This is a genomic window from Centipeda artemidis DSM 19719, assembly GCF_000426665.1.
GTDB lineage: Bacteria > Bacillota > Negativicutes > Selenomonadales > Selenomonadaceae > Centipeda > Centipeda artemidis.
On sequence record NZ_AUFU01000001.1, the window covers coordinates 418594 to 435330 of the forward strand.

At 59.7% G+C, this 16737-nt stretch carries 18 protein-coding genes and 1 riboswitch; of the genes, 3 read left to right on the forward strand and 15 right to left on the reverse strand.

Features of this window, described 5'->3' with window-relative positions:
- Window positions 1-375 precede the first annotated feature (375 nt).
- The 13 genes from K341_RS0101895 to htpG form a co-directional block, all read right to left on the reverse strand.
- Window positions 376-1047, reverse strand: coding sequence for a response regulator (locus K341_RS0101895; protein WP_009349676.1), 672 nt, complete (start codon window positions 1045-1047; stop codon window positions 376-378).
- A gap of 34 nt (window positions 1048-1081) precedes the next feature.
- Window positions 1082-2362, reverse strand: coding sequence for a type II secretion system protein GspD (locus K341_RS0101900; RefSeq protein WP_009349675.1), 1281 nt, complete (start codon window positions 2360-2362; stop codon window positions 1082-1084).
- 10 nt (window positions 2363-2372) lie between these two features.
- Window positions 2373-2963 carry a transcriptional initiation protein Tat gene (locus tag K341_RS0101905; protein ID WP_009349674.1) on the reverse strand — a complete coding sequence of 197 codons (591 nt, stop codon included), beginning with the start codon at window positions 2961-2963 and terminating at the stop codon, window positions 2373-2375.
- A 177-nt stretch (window positions 2964-3140) separates the two neighbouring features.
- On the reverse strand, window positions 3141-3881 hold the full coding sequence (locus tag K341_RS0101910; RefSeq protein ID WP_009349672.1) for a M48 family metallopeptidase: 741 nt from the start codon (window positions 3879-3881) through the stop codon (window positions 3141-3143).
- The gene (hslO, locus tag K341_RS0101915) at window positions 3878-4783 is read right to left on the reverse strand and encodes an Hsp33 family molecular chaperone HslO (RefSeq protein WP_009349671.1); all 906 of its coding nucleotides are present in this window, start codon (window positions 4781-4783) and stop codon (window positions 3878-3880) included. The genes K341_RS0101910 and hslO overlap by 4 nt, the downstream gene beginning before the upstream one ends.
- Window positions 4784-4853: 70 nt before the next feature.
- Window positions 4854-5318, reverse strand: coding sequence for a 6,7-dimethyl-8-ribityllumazine synthase (gene ribH, locus K341_RS0101920; RefSeq protein ID WP_026761695.1), 465 nt, complete (start codon window positions 5316-5318; stop codon window positions 4854-4856).
- A 1-nt stretch (window position 5319) separates the two neighbouring features.
- Window positions 5320-6534 (reverse strand): bifunctional 3,4-dihydroxy-2-butanone-4-phosphate synthase/GTP cyclohydrolase II, encoded by a 1215-nt coding sequence (locus K341_RS0101925; RefSeq protein WP_009349669.1) that lies wholly within the window; start codon window positions 6532-6534, stop codon window positions 5320-5322.
- A gap of 11 nt (window positions 6535-6545) precedes the next feature.
- Window positions 6546-7178 carry a riboflavin synthase gene (locus K341_RS0101930; RefSeq protein ID WP_009349668.1) on the reverse strand — a complete coding sequence of 211 codons (633 nt, stop codon included), beginning with the start codon at window positions 7176-7178 and terminating at the stop codon, window positions 6546-6548.
- 4 nt (window positions 7179-7182) lie between these two features.
- Window positions 7183-8292 carry a bifunctional diaminohydroxyphosphoribosylaminopyrimidine deaminase/5-amino-6-(5-phosphoribosylamino)uracil reductase RibD gene (gene ribD / locus K341_RS0101935; RefSeq protein ID WP_009349667.1) on the reverse strand — a complete coding sequence of 370 codons (1110 nt, stop codon included), beginning with the start codon at window positions 8290-8292 and terminating at the stop codon, window positions 7183-7185.
- The gene (locus K341_RS12995; protein WP_282705183.1) at window positions 8270-8401 is read right to left on the reverse strand and encodes a hypothetical protein; all 132 of its coding nucleotides are present in this window, start codon (window positions 8399-8401) and stop codon (window positions 8270-8272) included. The genes ribD and K341_RS12995 overlap by 23 nt, the downstream gene beginning before the upstream one ends.
- Window positions 8360-8515: riboswitch (FMN riboswitch) on the reverse strand. (Overlaps the previous gene by 42 nt.)
- Before the next feature lie 35 nt (window positions 8516-8550).
- On the reverse strand, window positions 8551-8937 hold the full coding sequence (dhaM, locus tag K341_RS0101940) for a dihydroxyacetone kinase phosphoryl donor subunit DhaM (RefSeq protein WP_009349666.1): 387 nt from the start codon (window positions 8935-8937) through the stop codon (window positions 8551-8553).
- Between the two features lies 1 nt (window position 8938).
- On the reverse strand, window positions 8939-9604 hold the full coding sequence (locus K341_RS0101945) for a TerC family protein (RefSeq protein ID WP_009349665.1): 666 nt from the start codon (window positions 9602-9604) through the stop codon (window positions 8939-8941).
- Window positions 9605-9614: 10 nt separating this feature from the next.
- Complete coding sequence (gene htpG / locus K341_RS0101950) at window positions 9615-11564, reverse strand: molecular chaperone HtpG (RefSeq protein WP_009349664.1); 1950 nt, start codon at window positions 11562-11564, stop codon at window positions 9615-9617.
- Between the two features lie 237 nt (window positions 11565-11801).
- On the opposite strand from htpG, the gene K341_RS0101955 reads away from it, so the two are divergent.
- The 3 genes from K341_RS0101955 to K341_RS0101965 all read left to right on the forward strand — a co-directional run bounded on the left by K341_RS0101955 (window position 11802) and on the right by K341_RS0101965 (window position 13996).
- Complete coding sequence (locus K341_RS0101955; protein WP_009349663.1) at window positions 11802-12074, forward strand: hypothetical protein; 273 nt, start codon at window positions 11802-11804, stop codon at window positions 12072-12074.
- Between the two features lie 82 nt (window positions 12075-12156).
- Window positions 12157-12873, forward strand: a complete 717-nt coding sequence (locus K341_RS0101960) for an SIMPL domain-containing protein (protein ID WP_009349662.1) — start codon at window positions 12157-12159, stop codon at window positions 12871-12873.
- Window positions 12860-13996: an acyltransferase gene (locus K341_RS0101965; RefSeq protein ID WP_009349661.1), complete on the forward strand. Its 1137-nt coding sequence runs from the start codon at window positions 12860-12862 to the stop codon at window positions 13994-13996. Before K341_RS0101960 ends, K341_RS0101965 begins: the two co-directional genes overlap by 14 nt.
- Window positions 13997-14301: 305 nt before the next feature.
- On the opposite strand, the gene K341_RS0101970 is transcribed toward K341_RS0101965, so the two are convergent.
- Window positions 14302-15456, reverse strand: a complete 1155-nt coding sequence (locus tag K341_RS0101970) for an amidohydrolase (protein ID WP_009349659.1) — start codon at window positions 15454-15456, stop codon at window positions 14302-14304.
- 82 nt (window positions 15457-15538) lie between these two features.
- Window positions 15539-16723, reverse strand: coding sequence for a methionine adenosyltransferase (gene metK / locus K341_RS0101975; protein ID WP_009349658.1), 1185 nt, complete (start codon window positions 16721-16723; stop codon window positions 15539-15541).
- Window positions 16724-16737: the final 14 nt, after the last annotated feature.

A 16737-nucleotide genomic window follows, 5' to 3' on the forward strand; every position in this document is an offset into this window, starting at 1 on the left:
ATTTTAACGTAAGCCATTATTATATGAATCGATTTTTAATCGAATTATTTTGTTTTTGCGTGACTTTAGTCACAAAATTTTTCGAAATCAATATGGTATCATACAAATGTCAACAGGGATACGAAACGTCCTCCCCGACATCTTCACCCTGTTGATCATCCCTCTAAAGGAACGTCTCCCTGCGTTCCTCTTGTAAGGCAAAGTCCTTACATCCCATTTCTCAAGCCGCAGGTTTTCCCGACCTGCGAGCATCCCTTTCCAAGAAGAAGAGCACGCCCGAGCAGTGGATTGCCGGCGGCTCTTTTTCTTTATTCTTTTTTCAGAAAACAATATAAAATGAGCGGTTCACATCAATTTCATGTGAACCGCTTCTTTTTATTCTAAAGTGACTATTTTATTTTTAAGAACGTATACAAGTGCCTGCGTGCGATCATTGACCTTGAGCTTATGGAAGATACTCGTGAGGTGGTTTTTCACCGTCTTTTCGCTGAGTCCTAGTGCCTTGCCGATGTCCTGGTTCGACAATCCCTTTGCGATACAGCCGAGTACGTCCATCTCGCGCGGGGTCAGCCGCTCGCCGCGGCTCTCATCCCAGATCTCCTTCGCCATGCGGCTCACATCACCGTAGACCGCCGTACTTCCGAAGAGCCGTTCGGCAAGTTTGGGATAGACGAAGGGATTGCCCTCGTTGACCATATGGATCGCCTTGATGAGCACATTTGGCTCGACATCCTTGAGGAGGTAGCCGAGCGCGCCGTTCTTGAGAAGTTCGAGGACGTAGTTGTCGCTGTCATGGATGGTGAGTGCTATGATCTTCGTCCGCGAGCGCGCCTGTTTGAGCTGCTTCGTGACCTCGAGTCCCGTCAGCCCCGGCATGTTGATGTCGAGCAGGAGGATGTCGGGCTTCAGCATAAGCGTCCGCGCGAGGGCTTCCTGTCCGTCCTCCGCCTCGCCGACGACCTCGAGGTCGTCCTCAAAATTCAGCACGCGCTTGATCCCCTGACGGAGCAACGCATGATCGTCCGCAAGAAGTATTCTAATCGCCACTTACATCTCCTCTTTTCTTTGCTTCCTGCAAATATCAATTCTCATCTAAAACGCGGGCGGTGAGGAATATCATCAGCTCGGACTCCGTTTTGTTCGTGCGTACGCTGCGGAAAAATGCACCGAGGACGGGCAGATCGCCGAGAAACGGAATCTTTGAGAGCGAACGCGACTCGTCGCTGTCGATGAGCCCGCCGATCACCATCGTCTCGCCGTCGCGCAGGCGCACTGTCGTATCCGCGCTCCGCTTTTGAAAGCGATACGCTTTGAGCTCCTCGACGTAGACGGGGGTGCTGACTTCCGTGTGGACGCGCGCTGTGATCGTGCCGTCCGCCGTTACGCGCGGCGTATATCGCAGGATGATCCCCGCTTCGCGGTAGTCAATCGCACTGGTCGTCACATGATCGGACATCGTTGTGCGCGGCACGGGCACCTCGGCGCCGATGTTGATGAGGGCTTCGCGCCCCTGCACCGTGGTCACGTTCGGACGGGCGAGCATCTTTGCCTTGCCGTCCGTGATGAGCGCACTGATCGCCGCCGAATAATAAAATTCATACGGGACGCCCGCAGGACCTCTGCCGAACCGTATGATGCCCGGTGCGCTCGTCCCCGTTCTGCCGCCGCCGGTGCTGCGCCCGGTGACGCGTCCGCCGGCATCGACGCTTGGATACTGTGGGAGCGCCGACCACGTCCAGTCGACCCCGAGCTGCTTTGCCGCCGCCTTCGAGACGGAGACGACGCGTGCCTCGAGCGATACCTGCCGCGGTTTCACGTCGAGCGCGGAAATAATTTCGCGCACAGCAAACGCCTCAGCTTCCGTACCGTAAAAGAGGAGGGTGTTCGTCGCGGTATCGACGAGCACACGCCGCCCGGTATCGGACGCTGAGACCTCATTTCCACTCTCATCGTTAGTTTTCGACATGTTTCCGCGTTTTCCTTCACCACTAAGGGATAAATTTGCGGCATATGCCAGCTCCTCGGGGTCGGCAAAACGTACGGGATAGATGTGTACGCGGCGATTCTCCGTGCGTGCCTCCGCACCGAGCGCGAGGAATACGTCGCCGCGCCGCTCAATATGAATGCCGCGCGCCGCCGCAATGAGATGCAGCAGCTCCTCCGGCTCGCCCGTCAGATGCGCCGTCACCGCGCCCGTCACGCCGTCGTCCACGATGAGCGGCACGTTGCCCATGCGCGCGACAGCGAGCAGAACGGTGCGGACATCGCCGCCCGTCACGTCGATGGTCACGGGCGCGGCATAGAGCCGTACGGGAACGAGCAGGGCAAGACAAGCGAGCCCCATGATGACGAAACGCTTCATATGTCCACTCCTATTCCCGCCGCAGCGTCAGTGTCTCAGCTCCGCGCCGCAGTGTCACGGCATCATCGCGGGCATCCTCCACCGCATAGTCCCGCCATGTATCGCCCGCTGCAACGGCGGCACTCTCCTCCCCCATCGCAAGGATGGCAATGCATCTGCCGTCCGCCCCCGTCACCGTCCCGCGCAGGATCGGGCGCAGCTCTTTGGCGGGCTGTGCCGTGCCGTCCGGCAAAGCGGGCGCAGTCGCGGACATGCGGTCTGCGAGTATCAGCGGCGCGGAATGCTCCGCCGCGCCCGCCCGCTTCTCATCCGGAGGCGGTGACACTCCCGGCGTATGCGCCGCTTCGCCGCGTGTCTCGTGTGCGTAGGTAAAGGGATTGCGCAGCTCGGGACGACGAGCCGCTGCGTCCAGTCCGACGATCTCCCGCGTCTCGTCCTCTTCCTGCGCGCGCACAGGTGCAGGCATTTCGATCACGGCGGACGAGGCGGGCGTTTGTGCAAGGTAAATAAGTCCGGCGAGAGCGCAGAAGAGCGCCGCACCCATGCAGATATCGCGGCGTGAAAGGGCGGCGAAACGGCTGCGCAGCATTTCTATCGTCATTCCGTTCCTCCGCCCCCTTGTGCATGAGTTCTGTCTTCTTATTTTATTTTATTGTAATATAATTTGCGCGATTCTGCAACTTTTTATTCCACGAAATTACCGGCATGGAAAATTTTTTCGTCTAAAATGCGATTTCCCCGCATTTTAGACGACCTATATTCGTCCACGCACCGATGTTCACCGCCCCTCCTCGTCCTCTCGCGCCTGTGCGTTGAGCACGCGGCGCACGTCACGCCAATCCGGGAGGTAACGATCCATGCGCGCGTGGAAGACGGCGCCGTGTCCGCGCACCCACAGATGCGTGAGCTCATGTAGGATGACGTAGACGAGGGCGCGGCGCTCATAGCGCGCGAGGGCGAGGTTCAGCGTGATGGACGCGGTGCGCGTGCTGCAGCTCCCCCATCGCGTTTTCATCGCGCGGATGCGCCACGCGGCGGCGTGTTTGCCTACAATGTGCTCACATTCCGGCACGGTGCGCTCAATCGCGGCGGCGAGTTCCGCACGGTAAAGAGCGCGCACTGCCTCGGCACGCTCCTCCACGTCCGCATCGGGCGATGCATAGAGGAGAATCCGCCCGTCCGCATATTCCGCGTACGCTTTGCCGCGCGTAACGGGGCGCACTTCGAGCGGACACTGCACGCCCCACAGGAGAATCATCTCTCCTGTCTCATAGCGCCGCCGTTTCTCCGCCGCCGCAGACGCACAAATCAGCCGCAGGCGTTCGTCGATCCACGTACGTCTGCGGCTGATAAATCCCTCGATGGCCGCGCCCGTCATGCCCTGCGGTGCGCTCACCTCCACGACGCCCGGCGGTTGAACGCGGAGGTAGAGGTTCTTGATATTTTTATAGCGGATGTGAACGTCGTATCCGCCCATCATGCCGCGCTCCTCGCGCAAGAGCCTCGTACGCCGCTTCACTTCGCGCTGCGCGCGTGCATGGCGCGCATCTTGATGGCGACGTTGCGGATCGCGGTGAGTTCTTCTTTGTCAAATTGATACGCCGCGCCGCAAAAGTGACATTTCACCTCCGCCTGCCCGTCCGCGACGAGACTATCGAGGTCGTCCGCGCCGAGCGTAATAAGGCGATCCGTGATGTAATTCTTCGAGCAGTTGCACCGGAACGCGAGATCGGTTGACGCGAGAATCTTCACGTCGTCAAAATTGCCGAGCAGGACGCCGATGATGCCGCGCGGATCCATGCCCTGTTCCACCATATGAGAAACGGAGGAGACGAGCCGCAGATTGCTCTCAAGTTTGTCAATCACCTCGTCTGACGCGCCCGGCAGGGGCTGAACGAAGAAGCCGCCCGCGCCGAGACAGCGCAGCTCGGGGCTGACGAGCACGCCGAGCCCGATGGAGGACGGCGTCTGTTCCGAGGTATAGAGATAGTTGATGAGGTCGTCCGCGACCTCGCCCGTCGTGATGTCGACGCTGCCCGTGACCGGTTCCTTTAGCCCCGTGAAACGCGTCACCGTGAGGATGCCGCGCCCGATGCCGCCGCCGACGTCGATCTTGCCAAGCGGGTTCAGCGGCAGATTCGTATGCGGGTGATCCACATAGCCGCGCACCGATCCCTCCGCCGTCGCGTCCGCCGTGACCGTGCCGAGCGCGCCGTCTCCCTTGAACTTTATCGTGACAGATTCCTTATTCTTGAGATTCGCGGCGAGGAGCAGCGCTCCCGTCATCGTGCGCCCAAGCGCCGCCGCCGCGACGGGGTAACAGTCGTGCCGGCGCATCGCTTCCGCGACCGCGTCCGTCGTTACCGCCGCATAGGCGCGCAATGCGCCGCCCGCCGCAATCGCCTTTACCAGTTGATCCATTGTTCTTACCAATCCGGGGTGAGATGAAATATCCCACCGTTTATCCTATCCAAAAAATTAAATTGCGCCATCACATCTTCCGAAAGAGATTCGCCATCTCCATCGCGGCGACGGCGGCGTCTGCACCTTTGTTGCCCGCCTTTGTCCCCGCGCGCTCGATTGCCTGCTCGATGTTCTCCGTCGTTACGACGCCGAAGATCGTCGGCACGCCGCTCGCAAGCCCGACCTGCGCGACGCCCTTTGAAACCTCGCTGCACACATAATCATAATGCGTCGTCGAGCCGCGGATCACCGCGCCGAGACAGATCACGGCGTCGTAGCGTCCGCTCTCCGCCATCTTCTTTGCCGCAATGGGGATCTCGAACGCCCCCGGCACCCACGCGACGTCAATATCGCTGTCCGCCGTCTCGTGACGGTGGAGCGCGTCGAGCGCGCCGCTGAGAAGCCGGCTCGTGATGAACTCGTTGAACCGCGCGGCGACGATGCCGATTTTGAGTCCTTTGCCGCTGATATATCCTTCGAGCATATTTGCCATCTTATTTTCCTCCCAGTTCCGCATCCGTCAAGAGATGTCCCATCTTTTCCTTTTTCACCGTCATATAGCGGCGGTCAAACTCGTGCGTGTGCATGACGATCGGCACGCGTTCGACGATCGTCAGCCCGTAGCCCTCGAGCCCCGCGCGCTTGGCAGGATTATTCGTCAGCAGGCGGATGGTCGAAAGCCCGAGATCGGCGAGAATCTGTGCGCCGATGCCATAGTCGCGCAAGTCAGGCGCAAAGCCGAGCTCGACATTCGCCTCGACCGTGTCGCGCCCCTTATCCTGCAGGGCGTACGCGCGCATCTTGTTCGCGAGACCGATGCCGCGCCCCTCCTGCCGCAGGTAGAGCAGAACCCCCTCGCCCTCCGCCTCGATCGTGCGGAGCGCCGTACCGAGCTGATCGCCGCAGTCACAGCGCATCGAGCCGAGCGCGTCGCCCGTCAGGCACTCGGAGTGCACGCGCACGAGCACGTTCTCCTTGCCGCGCACATCGCCCTTGACGACCGCGAGATCGCAGCGTCCGTTCAGGCTGTTCTCGTACGAAATGAGACGAAAATGCCCGTATTTGCTTGGAAAATCAACGTCCGCCACCTGATGCACGAAGTTCTCCGTACGCGTGCGGTACTCAATCAGAGACTTAATCGTGATAATGTTGAGCCCGTGTTTTTTTGCAAACTCCTTGAGCTGCGGCGTGCGCATCATATGCCCGTCGTCCGCCATGATCTCGCAGCAGAGTCCCGCGGGGTAAAGCCCCGCGAGCCGCGCGAGGTCTGTCGTCGCCTCCGTGTGGCCCGCGCGGCGCAGCACGCCGCCCTCGACGGTGCGCAGCGGGAAGACGTGTCCCGGGCGGCGGAACTGCGCGGGCTTTGCCGCAGGATCGATGAGCAGGCGCACCGTGCGGCAGCGCTCGAACGCGGAGATGCCCGTCGTCGTGTCGTACGCATCGACGGAGACGGTAAACGCCGTCTCGTGATTGTCCGTGTTGTTCTCCACCATCTGACCAATCTGCAGCTCGTCGAGCCGGCTGCCGATGATCGGCGTGCAGATGAGCCCCTTCGCGTGCGTCGCCATGAAATTCATGTGCTCGGGCGTCAGCTTCTCGGCGGCGACGATGACGTCGCCCTCGTTCTCGCGATCCTCATCGTCCACGACGACGAGCATTTTCCCGTTCTTAATATCCTCGATTGCCTGTTCAATCGTTGCAAAATCCATGTGTATCTCTCCTAAAATCCGCTGCGCAGAAGAAGCTCCTGCGTCAATCCGCTCGCCTGCTCCGACGCTCTCCCGCCGAGCAGCTTCAGCGCGTATTTTCCTAAAATATCTGTCTCGATATTGATGGGACTGCCCGTGTGCTTCGTGCCGAGGTTCGTCACCGTGTGCGTGTGCGGGATGAGACTGACGGTAAAATCCGCCGTGCCGACGCGCGCGACCGTGAGACTGATGCCGTCGAGGGCGACGGAGCCTTTTTCCACGATGCCGCGCAGGAGCTCCGCGTCCGCCGTGACGGTCATAAGGATCGCGTTGCCCTCCTCTCGAATGCGCGTGATCCGCCCCAAGCCGTCGATGTGCCCGCTGACGAAATGTCCGCCCATGCGCGTCGTCGGCAGGAGCGCCCGCTCGAGGTTGAGCTGCGCGCCGCGCACAAGCCCCGCGAGCGACGTGCGCCGCACGGTCTCCGGCATGACGTCCGCACGAAAGCCGTGCGCATCAAAATGCGTGACCGTAAGACAGATGCCGTTGACGGCAATGCTGTCGCCGATGTGCACGTCCGATACGACGAGATGCGCGCCGACGGAGATTGCGCCGCCCGTGAAGCCCTCGAAGGAGCCGACCTCCTCGATGATGCCCGTGAACATCTGCTCACCCCCCGTACTGCGGATAGCCCGTCATGAGGATGTCCGCGCCGACCTGCTCCACCGTCGTATCCGTGAGACGGAGCGCCGTCTGCGGACTTTCAAAGCCCGCACCGCCGACCGCCGTTGGGGCATCCGCCCCGCCCATGAGCATCGGCGCGATGAAAGCGCACACCTTGTCCACAAGTCCCGCCGAGAGAAACGACCAATGCACCGACGCGCCCCCCTCGACAAAGACCGAGGTCAATTCCTCTCTCCCGAGAAAATCCATGAGCGCGGGAATGTCCACCCGCTCCCGACCAAAGGTCACGACCTCCGCGCCGCACGCCTGCAAGAGCGCCGTGCGCTTCGGCGCGGCGCGCTCGCTGACGGCAATGATCGTCCGCGCCGCCCCGTCCGTGAGGAGCTTCGCATCGTGCGGCGTCCGCGCCGTGCTGTCGAGCACAACGCGCACGGGATTTTTCCCCGTGCGGTGCGGCAGGCGCACCGTGAGACTCGGATCGTCCGCAAGCACCGTGCCGATCCCGACGAGGATCGCATCGTGCGCGTCGCGCCACTCGTGCACGCGCGTGCGTGCCTCCGCGCCCGTGATCCACTGCGACGCGCCCGTCCGGCTCGCGGTCTTGCCGTCGAGCGTCATGGCGGTCTTGAGCGTCACGAAGGGACGCTTCGTCACCACCCATTTGAGGAACACCTCGTTCTGCCGGCGCGCCTCTTCCGAGAGAACGCCCGTCGTGACCTCGATGCCCGCCGCGCGCAGCCGCTCGATGCCATGCCCCGCGACGACGGGATTCGGATCACTGAGCGCCGTTACGACGCGCGCAATGCCCGCCGCGATCACCGCTTCCGCGCAGGGTCCCGTACGCCCGTGGTGGGAACACGGCTCGAGCGTTACATAGAGCGTCGCCCCGCGCGCGAGTTCCCCCGCCATGCGCAGCGCATGAATCTCCGCATGAGGCTCGCCCGCCACGCGGTGCCAACCGCTCCCGACGACGATGCCGTCCCGCACGATCACCGCGCCCACCAACGGATTTGGAGACGTGCGCCCGCGCGCGAACTCTGCAAGGTGCAGCGCCTCCCACATAAAATGCTCGTCACGCGCTCGTTGTTCGTCCATCGTTATCCACCCAAATAAAAATACCGCCGAGAATCTCTCTCGGCGGCACACAAATCGTCCATAAAAGACGCGCCTTTTCCCATCCGGACTGCGGAGTTGCCTCCTTCACCGTCGGCTTCGGAATCTCACCGAATCGTGCCCCGCGGAGCGGCATCTGTGCCGTCCGTCGCGGGCTTGCGGGCTGTACCGCCGGTGGGGATTTTCACCCCGCCTCAAAGAGCATCGCTTTGTATATTGTAACACCCAATATTTACGCTGTCAATCGTCAATCTTTACCGCGCGCCGCGTCTCCTCCGCGCGGCGCACCACCTCGTCGAGGGATGCGCCGCACACGGCGGCAACAGCGGCGACCAGACTGCCCTCCACGACGGGACAATCTGCCATGCGCAAGAGCGCGTCCTTGCGCTCGTCCAGGATCGTCTCCACGGTCAGGATCGAACTGCCCGCATCCACGAGGATGACCACGCCGTCCGCGCCGTACACCGCATCGATCGCATGCATGATGCGCGCATAGCTCGTCCCGAACGCGCCGTTTTCCATGCCGCCCGCGGTCGCGATGCGGGCATCCTTCGCCATCATGCAGCAGGTCTCCACGACTCCCTTGGCGAGCGTGGGGCTGTGCGTTACAATCACAAGGCCGACCATATTATGCACTCCGATTCCGTCCGCCAATGGCGCACACGAGACCTGCGCACGCGGCGGGAAGCAGCGTCCCGGCGTTCGGCAGGATATTCAAAATCATCGGTCCCACCGAGTGATCGTGCGCGATCATCGTGCCCGCCGTCCAGCCGAGAATCGCCGCCCCGATCACGATGAGCACGGGGTACCGATCCATCAGACGAGCGATGAGCTGACTGCCGCCGACCACGATCGGAATGCTGATGATGAGCCCGATCACGACGAGCAGGAAATGCCCCTGCGACGCGCCCGCAATTGCGAGCACATTGTCCAGCCCCATCGCGGCGTCCGCAACGATGATCGTCTTAACCGCGCCCGCGAACGTATCCGCCGCTTTGACATGCGCCTCCTTCGACGGGCGCATGAGTTTCACCGCGATCGGCAGGAGAACGAGCCCGCCGAGCGCCTGCAAATACGGCACGGTCAGCATCTCCACAGCAAAGAACGTCATGATGAGACGCACGAGCACCGCGCCCGCCGTGCCGACGTAGATCGCCCGCGTCCGCAGCTGCGCCGGCAGACGGTTCGACGCCATCGCGATGACGACCGCATTGTCCCCCGCGAGCACGAGGTCGAGAACGATGATCGAAAAGAGCGCCACAAAGAACTGTGACGAAAAGAGTTCGATTTCCACAAATATCTCCTTATTTCGCCATCAGCTTTGCGAGTTTCTGCGCAAAGGCGACGGGATTCTCCGGCAGGATGCCCTCGATGAGCAGCGCCTGCGTGTAGAGGAGGTCGCAGTAGTCCTTGAACTCCTCGCTCTCCTTGCCCGCCGCGTGGACGCGCCGGAGCTTTTCAAAGAGATCGTGATGCGGGTTGATCTCGAGGATGCGACGCGCCTTGAACATCGGATTGTTCATCTCGGCAAAGGTCTGCTCCATCGAGAGCGAGGGACCTGCCTCATCCGCCACGAGACAGACCGCGCTTGAGCGCAGACGCTGCGAGATCTTGACCTCGGCGATCTTGTCCCCGAGTACTTCCTTCACGTCCTTGATGAGATCGTCGTTCGTCTTTGCGATCTCCTCGGTCTCCTTCTTCGTCTCCTCGCTCTCCGCATCGCCGAGGTCGAGATCGCCGCGGCTGATGGAGTGAAACGGCTTGCCCTCGTACTCGTGCACGGTCTCGATCGCGAACTCGTCCACGGGATCGAGCAGGAAGAGCACCTCAAGCCCGCGTTCGCGCAGCTGCTCCATCTGCGGGAGCTGCTCGATCGTCGCCTTGTCCTTTGCCGTCGCGTAGAAAATGCTCTTTTGGCTCTCGGGCATCCGCGCGACGTATTCCTTCAGCGAAACGAGCTTGCCCTCCTGCGAACTCGTGAAGAGGATGAGATCCTTCAGCTTGTCCACGGTCTCGCGCCCGGAATACATGCTGTTGTAGATGCCGATCTTGAGCGAGCGGCCGTACTCGTTCCAGAACTTTTCGTAGCCCTCACGGTCTTTTTCGAGTTTTTTCCCGAGTGTCTTGAGGATGTTTTTCTCAAGGGCACGCCCGATGGTCTTGAGCTCGCGGCTCTGCTGGAGCAGCTCGCGCGAAATGTTGAGCGAGAGGTCGGGCGAGTCGACAAGCCCCTTCATAAAGCGCAGATAGTCCGGCAGAAGATCCTTGCATTTGTCCATGATGAACACATGGCGCGAATAGAGCTGAATGCCCGGCTCGTAGTCGGACTGGTAGAGGTTGAACGGCGCGCGCGCGGGGATCTCGAGGAGCGCCGTGTACTCGACCGTGCCCTCCGCCTTCGTGTGAAAGACCTCCATCGGCGCTTCCCACTCGTGGAATTGGTTCTTGAAAAAGTCGTTGTACTCCTCTTCCTTGATCTCCGATTTCGCGCGCGTCCAGAGTGGCTGCATCGAGTTCAGCGTGCGCAGCTCCGTCTTTTTGACCGGCTCCGCGCCCTCGACGATTTTCCCCTCGGCGTCGCGCGGAAGCTCCTCCGTCGTGACGTTCATCTTGATCGGGTAGCGCACATAGTCCGAGTATTTCTTCACAAGACGTTCGAGCGTGTAGGTGTCCGTGTAGTCCGTCTCGCCCTCGGTGAACTCCTGCGCAAGGCGGATCGTGATGGTCGTGCCGCGCGATTCCTTCTCCGCGTCCTCGACCGTATAGCTGCCGTCGCCCCTCGACTCCCAGCGCGTCGCCTGCGTCTCGCCCGCACGGCGCGTGACAATGGTCACGGATTCGGCGACCATGAACGCGGAGTAGAAGCCGACGCCGAACTGCCCGATGAGATCCTTGTCCGGCGCACCGCCGCTCTCCTCCTTCGCCTTTGCGAGCTGCTCCATGAACGCCTTCGTCCCGGATTTTGCGATCGTGCCGATGTTATCGACAACCTCGGCGCGCGTCATGCCGATGCCGTTGTCGGAGATCGTCAGCGTTTTACTCTCCGCGTCCGGTATCAGGAAAATCTCATATGCGTCGTTTCCCTCGAGGATGTCGCGGTTTGTCAGGCTCTCAAAGTGGAGCTTGTCGATTGCGTCCGACGCGTTCGAAATCAGCTCGCGCAAAAAGATCTCGCGGTTCGTATAGATGGAGTGAATCATCAGATCCAGTAATTGTTTTGTCTCGGCTTGAAACTCATGCGTTTCCTTTGCCATAATATCGCTCTCCCTTACGTGTAATTATTTTTGTATATCGTTTCGTCTTATACGACTCGATTTCTATGCTCTATATTACACAAAAAACGGCAAAAAATCAAATATCATTTCCTCCTTTTTCCTAAATAATGCACCCGGCATGATTTTCATTCACAGTGTTTGCAATTCACAGCGTTTTGCACTATACTCATCTTTGGATATTGTTTATCATCTGTATAGGGAAAAGGAGATTTTATCATGGACAACGAACAGAACACCGGACAGGCACAGACCATCATCGTAAAGTCGACGAAGAATGTCGCGCTTGCTACGGGCCTCGCATTTTTCTTCGGGCCGATCGGCATGTGCTATGCAACGATCAAGGGCGCAATCATTATGTTTCTTGTCAACTTTGTGGTCGGGGGTATCACGCTCGGATTCGGTCTGTTTCTGACGTGGCCGATCTGTGCGGTCTGGGCATACCTTGCGGCAAAAAAGTACAACGAAAGACTTCTCGCAGAAGCCCTCTAACATCTTTTTCATTCGACTGCTGCGCCAATATGCTATAATGAATGCAGTTTGATAGGTTTCGTTCAATGAACAGAGGATTGCTATGAGGTATATTTCTTTTCGTTCGCTCGCATGCACCGCAGCACTTGCGCTCGCGCTTGTCATTCCGACGGGAACGGTGTCCGCCGAGGAGACTGTGTCGACGCTGACGATGAATGGCGTCGGTACAGCACGGGTTGTACCCGATACGGCTGAGATTACGCTGGGGGTCATCACAGAGGCAAAGGACGCGGCGAAGGCGCATGCGGAGAATTCTGCCGCTGCGGCACGGGTGAAGAATGCGGTAAAGGGGCTCGGTATCGCAGAGCGTGATATCCAGACATCGCGCTATGATTTCTCACCCGTCTACGATGTGAAAGACAACGGGCGCAGTGTGATCACAGGCTACACGGTGACGAACGCCGTCGTGGTCAAGGTGCGCGGTCTCGAAAACATAGGCAAAGTGATTGAAACAGCGCTCGCAAATGGTGCGAACCGTGTGGACTCGCTCGAGTTCTCGGCGAACGACCCGAGTGCCGCAAAGAATGCCGCCCTTGCAGATGCAGCACAAGATGCACGGAACAAGGCAGACGCAACAGCACGGACGCTGGGCATGCGCATTGTCCGCATTCAGAATGTCTATGCGGACGCGCAGTCTCACGCCCCGCGCAACTATATGCCGGTGATGATGGCAAAGGAGGCATACGACGCCTCGACTCCGATCTCTGCAGGGGAGCTTTCCTTCGAGGCATCTGTAACCATTACTTATGTCATCGAGTAAAGGTGAGCGGGTCTCCGCTGTCGAAGCGATCCGCGGAATCTCCATGATGGGTGTGATCGGCATTCACATCGGTGCGGAGTACCTTGCAAACCCCTCGCCAAATCTTCATCTCACAGCGCTTTTTGACATCGGCACGCGCTTTAGCGTGCCGATTTTTTTCTTCATCTCTGCGTTCGGGCTGTTCTATGGGCAAAATCCCGCCGTACCGTTTTCCTACCGCGCATTTCTCCGGCGGCGGTGGCACGCGGTCGCCCTGCCCTATCTCGTGTGGTCGCTCTTTTACATCCTCCACGATGCGTGGCATTACGGTATGGGCATACCGCCGCTGCTCTCCATTCCGGGGATACTCTTCTTTGGGAATGCGAAATATCAGCTCTACTTCATGGTCATCCTCATCTGGTTCTACCTCCTCATGCCGCTCTGGCGCGTCCTGCTGCGGCATATGACGCTCCCGCGCCTCGGCGTTCTGCTCGCCGTGCAGGTCGCGTTCGACTACTGGTCGAGCTTTGACAGTGCGTTCAACCTCTATGTTTACAGCCTGCCCGAGGGAACACTCCTGCGCGCGCTGCTCTTTTATCGCCTGAACTATTGGGTCATGCACTACGTCTTTATCTTCCTGCTCGGCGGGTATCTCGCCCTGCATTTTGACGCGTTCCGCACGCTGATGGAGCGACGGGCGCGAAGCCTTTATGCATTTGGACTTCTCAGCCTCGGACTGCTCCTCGCGTGGTACTACAAGCTGATTCTCATCGACGGGTACACCCCGCTCGAGGCGATCTACACCGCGCATCAGCTCTCGCCGCTCGGCATTCTCTATACCATCGGAGCATCGCTCGCCCTCTTTGCGTTCTTCACGCGTCTCGGCACGCAGAACCCGCTCGGGCGCGCCTTTCAAACGCTCGGAAAACACTCCTACTTCATCTACCTCGCGCATCCCGTCGCGATCACCTACCTGCTGATGCTGATCCACGCGCACGGATACCTCCTCACCGCCCCCATCGCCCTTGGGCTCTACACCGCCACCCTCCTCCTCACCCTCTGCTCCGCCATCATCGTGCGACGCATCGGCGACCATGTGCCGATCGTCAACGCACTGACCATTGGGATACAAAAAAAGAAATAGAAACAAAAAAGATAAGGATAAACGCCTCGTCCTTATCTTTTTTGATGCAGAATTTTCTCGATAATCAGTGCGAATGAACCACCGTGCCGTGAGCGGTATCTGCCGCAGCCATTTTTAAGCCATGCTTTTTTGGCAAGGCAGATACCCGAACGGTGCAGAAACATTTTACGACACAGCTAGGCGCGAAAATCCATTCACGATCTAGGAGAAGCGGAAGTTTCGATGCAGAGCAAGGAATGAGGAGGACACAAGGGCAGGCGTAGTAAAAAGCTACGTCAACCGACGTGTCTGATCGAATGACACAGCTATGCGCCAAAATCGCGCGTCACGCAGCGTAGAGATGTTTCAGCTAGACGAGCCAAATATCGCGCCGTCTGCGGAATCCCCGCCGGATCGACCGTGAACTGCGGATGATGATTCTCCGGTCCCAGCCCCGTCCCGACGAATGCAAAGCAGCTCTCCATCGTCTCCTGATAATACGCGAAGTCCTCTCCCGCCATCCACGGTACGGCATCCACAACGGTAAATCCCTCCCGCTTTGCCACGTCCGCCGCGAGTTCATTCCAACGCGGCGTATTCACCACGGCGGGCGCACCCGACTTCCAAGAGATCTCCACATGCCCGCCGAGCCCTGCGGCGATCCCCGCGGCGAGTTCCTCCATCCGTTTCTTCACCAGCACACGGTCGTCCGCATCGAAGAGCCGAATCGTTCCTTCCATCCATACCCGCTCCGGCAGCACGTTCCACGTCGTCCCGCCCTCAATGTGCGCGATGCTCACAACGGCGGCGTGCAGCGGGTTCACGTTGCGTGCGGCGATCGTCTGTGCCGCCGTCACGAACTGCGCTGCCATCACGATGGGATCGCATCCGCGGTCGGGCTGCGCCGCATGCGTTCCCACGCCCGTGAACGCGATCTCGAACTTATCCGTGGACGCCATCATGCCGCCTGTGCACAGCCCAAATGTCCCCACCGGATAAAGGGGACGCGTATGAATGCCGAATATCGCAGTCACACCGTCAAGGACTCCCGTATCGAGCACACAACGCGCCCCGCCGGGTGCCTCCTCCGCCGGCTGACAGACGATATAGACCGTCCCTTCGAGTGCCGCTTCCCGCTCTTTCAGCAGGAGCGCCGCCGCAAGCACCGCCGCCATGTGAAAATCATGCCCGCAGGCGTGCATCTTCCCTTCCGTTAAAGAACGATACGGCAGATCGGTAGCCTCGGTCACCGGCAGCGCGTCGATATCCGTCCGCAGCGCAACAATGGGTTTCCCCCCCGATCCGATCGCCGCCACAAGCCCCGTCTCGAGAGGCACATCGAGCACACGTATGCCAAAGCGTTCAAACGCTGCCCGCAGGCGCGCCGTCGTTTCAAACTCCTCATAGGAAAGTTCCGGATGCGCGTGCAGCCAGTAAAACTCGGCGCGCGCAAACTCCATGATTTCCTGCTCCGTCATCATTTCACCCCCATATAGGAAAACAGTCTTATGCACCCCGGCAAAAGAGGGACGCGCAAGACTGTTTTATATTGCACAATACGGATTAGAGTCCCGCATCCTGTTTCAGCACGGCGGCTTTGTCCGTCTTTTCCCACGGCAGATCGACGTCCGTGCGGCCGAAATGCCCGTACGCCGCCGTTTGACGATAGATCGGACGGCGCAGGTCAAGCATCTTGATGATGCCCGCGGGGCGCAGGTCAAAGTTTTTCTGTACTAAACCGACGATTTTCTCCTCGTCGATCTTGCCAGTGCCGAACGTATCCACCATGATGGACACGGGATGCGCCACGCCGATGGCATATGCAAGCTGGATCTCAACGCGGTCGGCAAGCCCCGCCGCGACGATGTTCTTCGCCACATAGCGTGCCGCATACGCCGCGCTGCGGTCGACCTTCGTGGGGTCTTTGCCCGAGAACGCGCCGCCGCCGTGCCGCGCCCAGCCGCCGTAGGTATCGACGATAATCTTGCGCCCCGTCAGTCCCGAGTCGCCGTGCGGGCCGCCGATGACGAATTTTCCCGTCGGGTTGACGAAGTATTTCGTCTCCGTGCGCAGGAGTTCTGCCGGGATGATTTCTTTAATGATTTTTTCAATCATATCCTTTCGGATGGTCGCAAGGTCAACCGCCTCGTCGTGCTGCGTCGAGATAACGACCGTATCGACATAGACGGGCTTTCCGTCCTCATAGGCGACCGTCACTTGCGTCTTGCCGTCCGGGCGCAGATAGGAGAGCTCACCGCTCTTGCGCGCGTCCGTCAGGCGGCGTGCGAGTTTATGCGAGAGCACTGTCGTCAGCGGCATGTACTCGGGCGTCTCGTTCGTCGCGTAACCGAACATCATGCCCTGATCGCCCGCACCGATCGCATCCGCCGCGTCCATCTTGCCCTCGCGGGACTCGATCGCCTCGTTGACGCCCTGCGCGATGTCGGGCGACTGCTCGTCGAGCGAGACGAGAATGCCGCAGGTGTCGGCGTCGAACCCGTAGCTCGCGTTCGTATAGCCGATCTCGCGCACCGTTTGACGAATGATCTTCGGAATGTCCACATAACACGACGTCGAAATCTCCCCAACCACATGCGCCTGCCCCGTCGTCACGAGCGTCTCACAGGCAACGCGTCCCTGCGGATCCTGCGCGAGAATCGCATCGAGGATGCTGTCGGAAATCTGATCGGCGAGTTTATCGGGATGCCCCTCGGTCACGGACTCGGATGTAAACAACATTTTTTTCATACAAAAACCTCCCC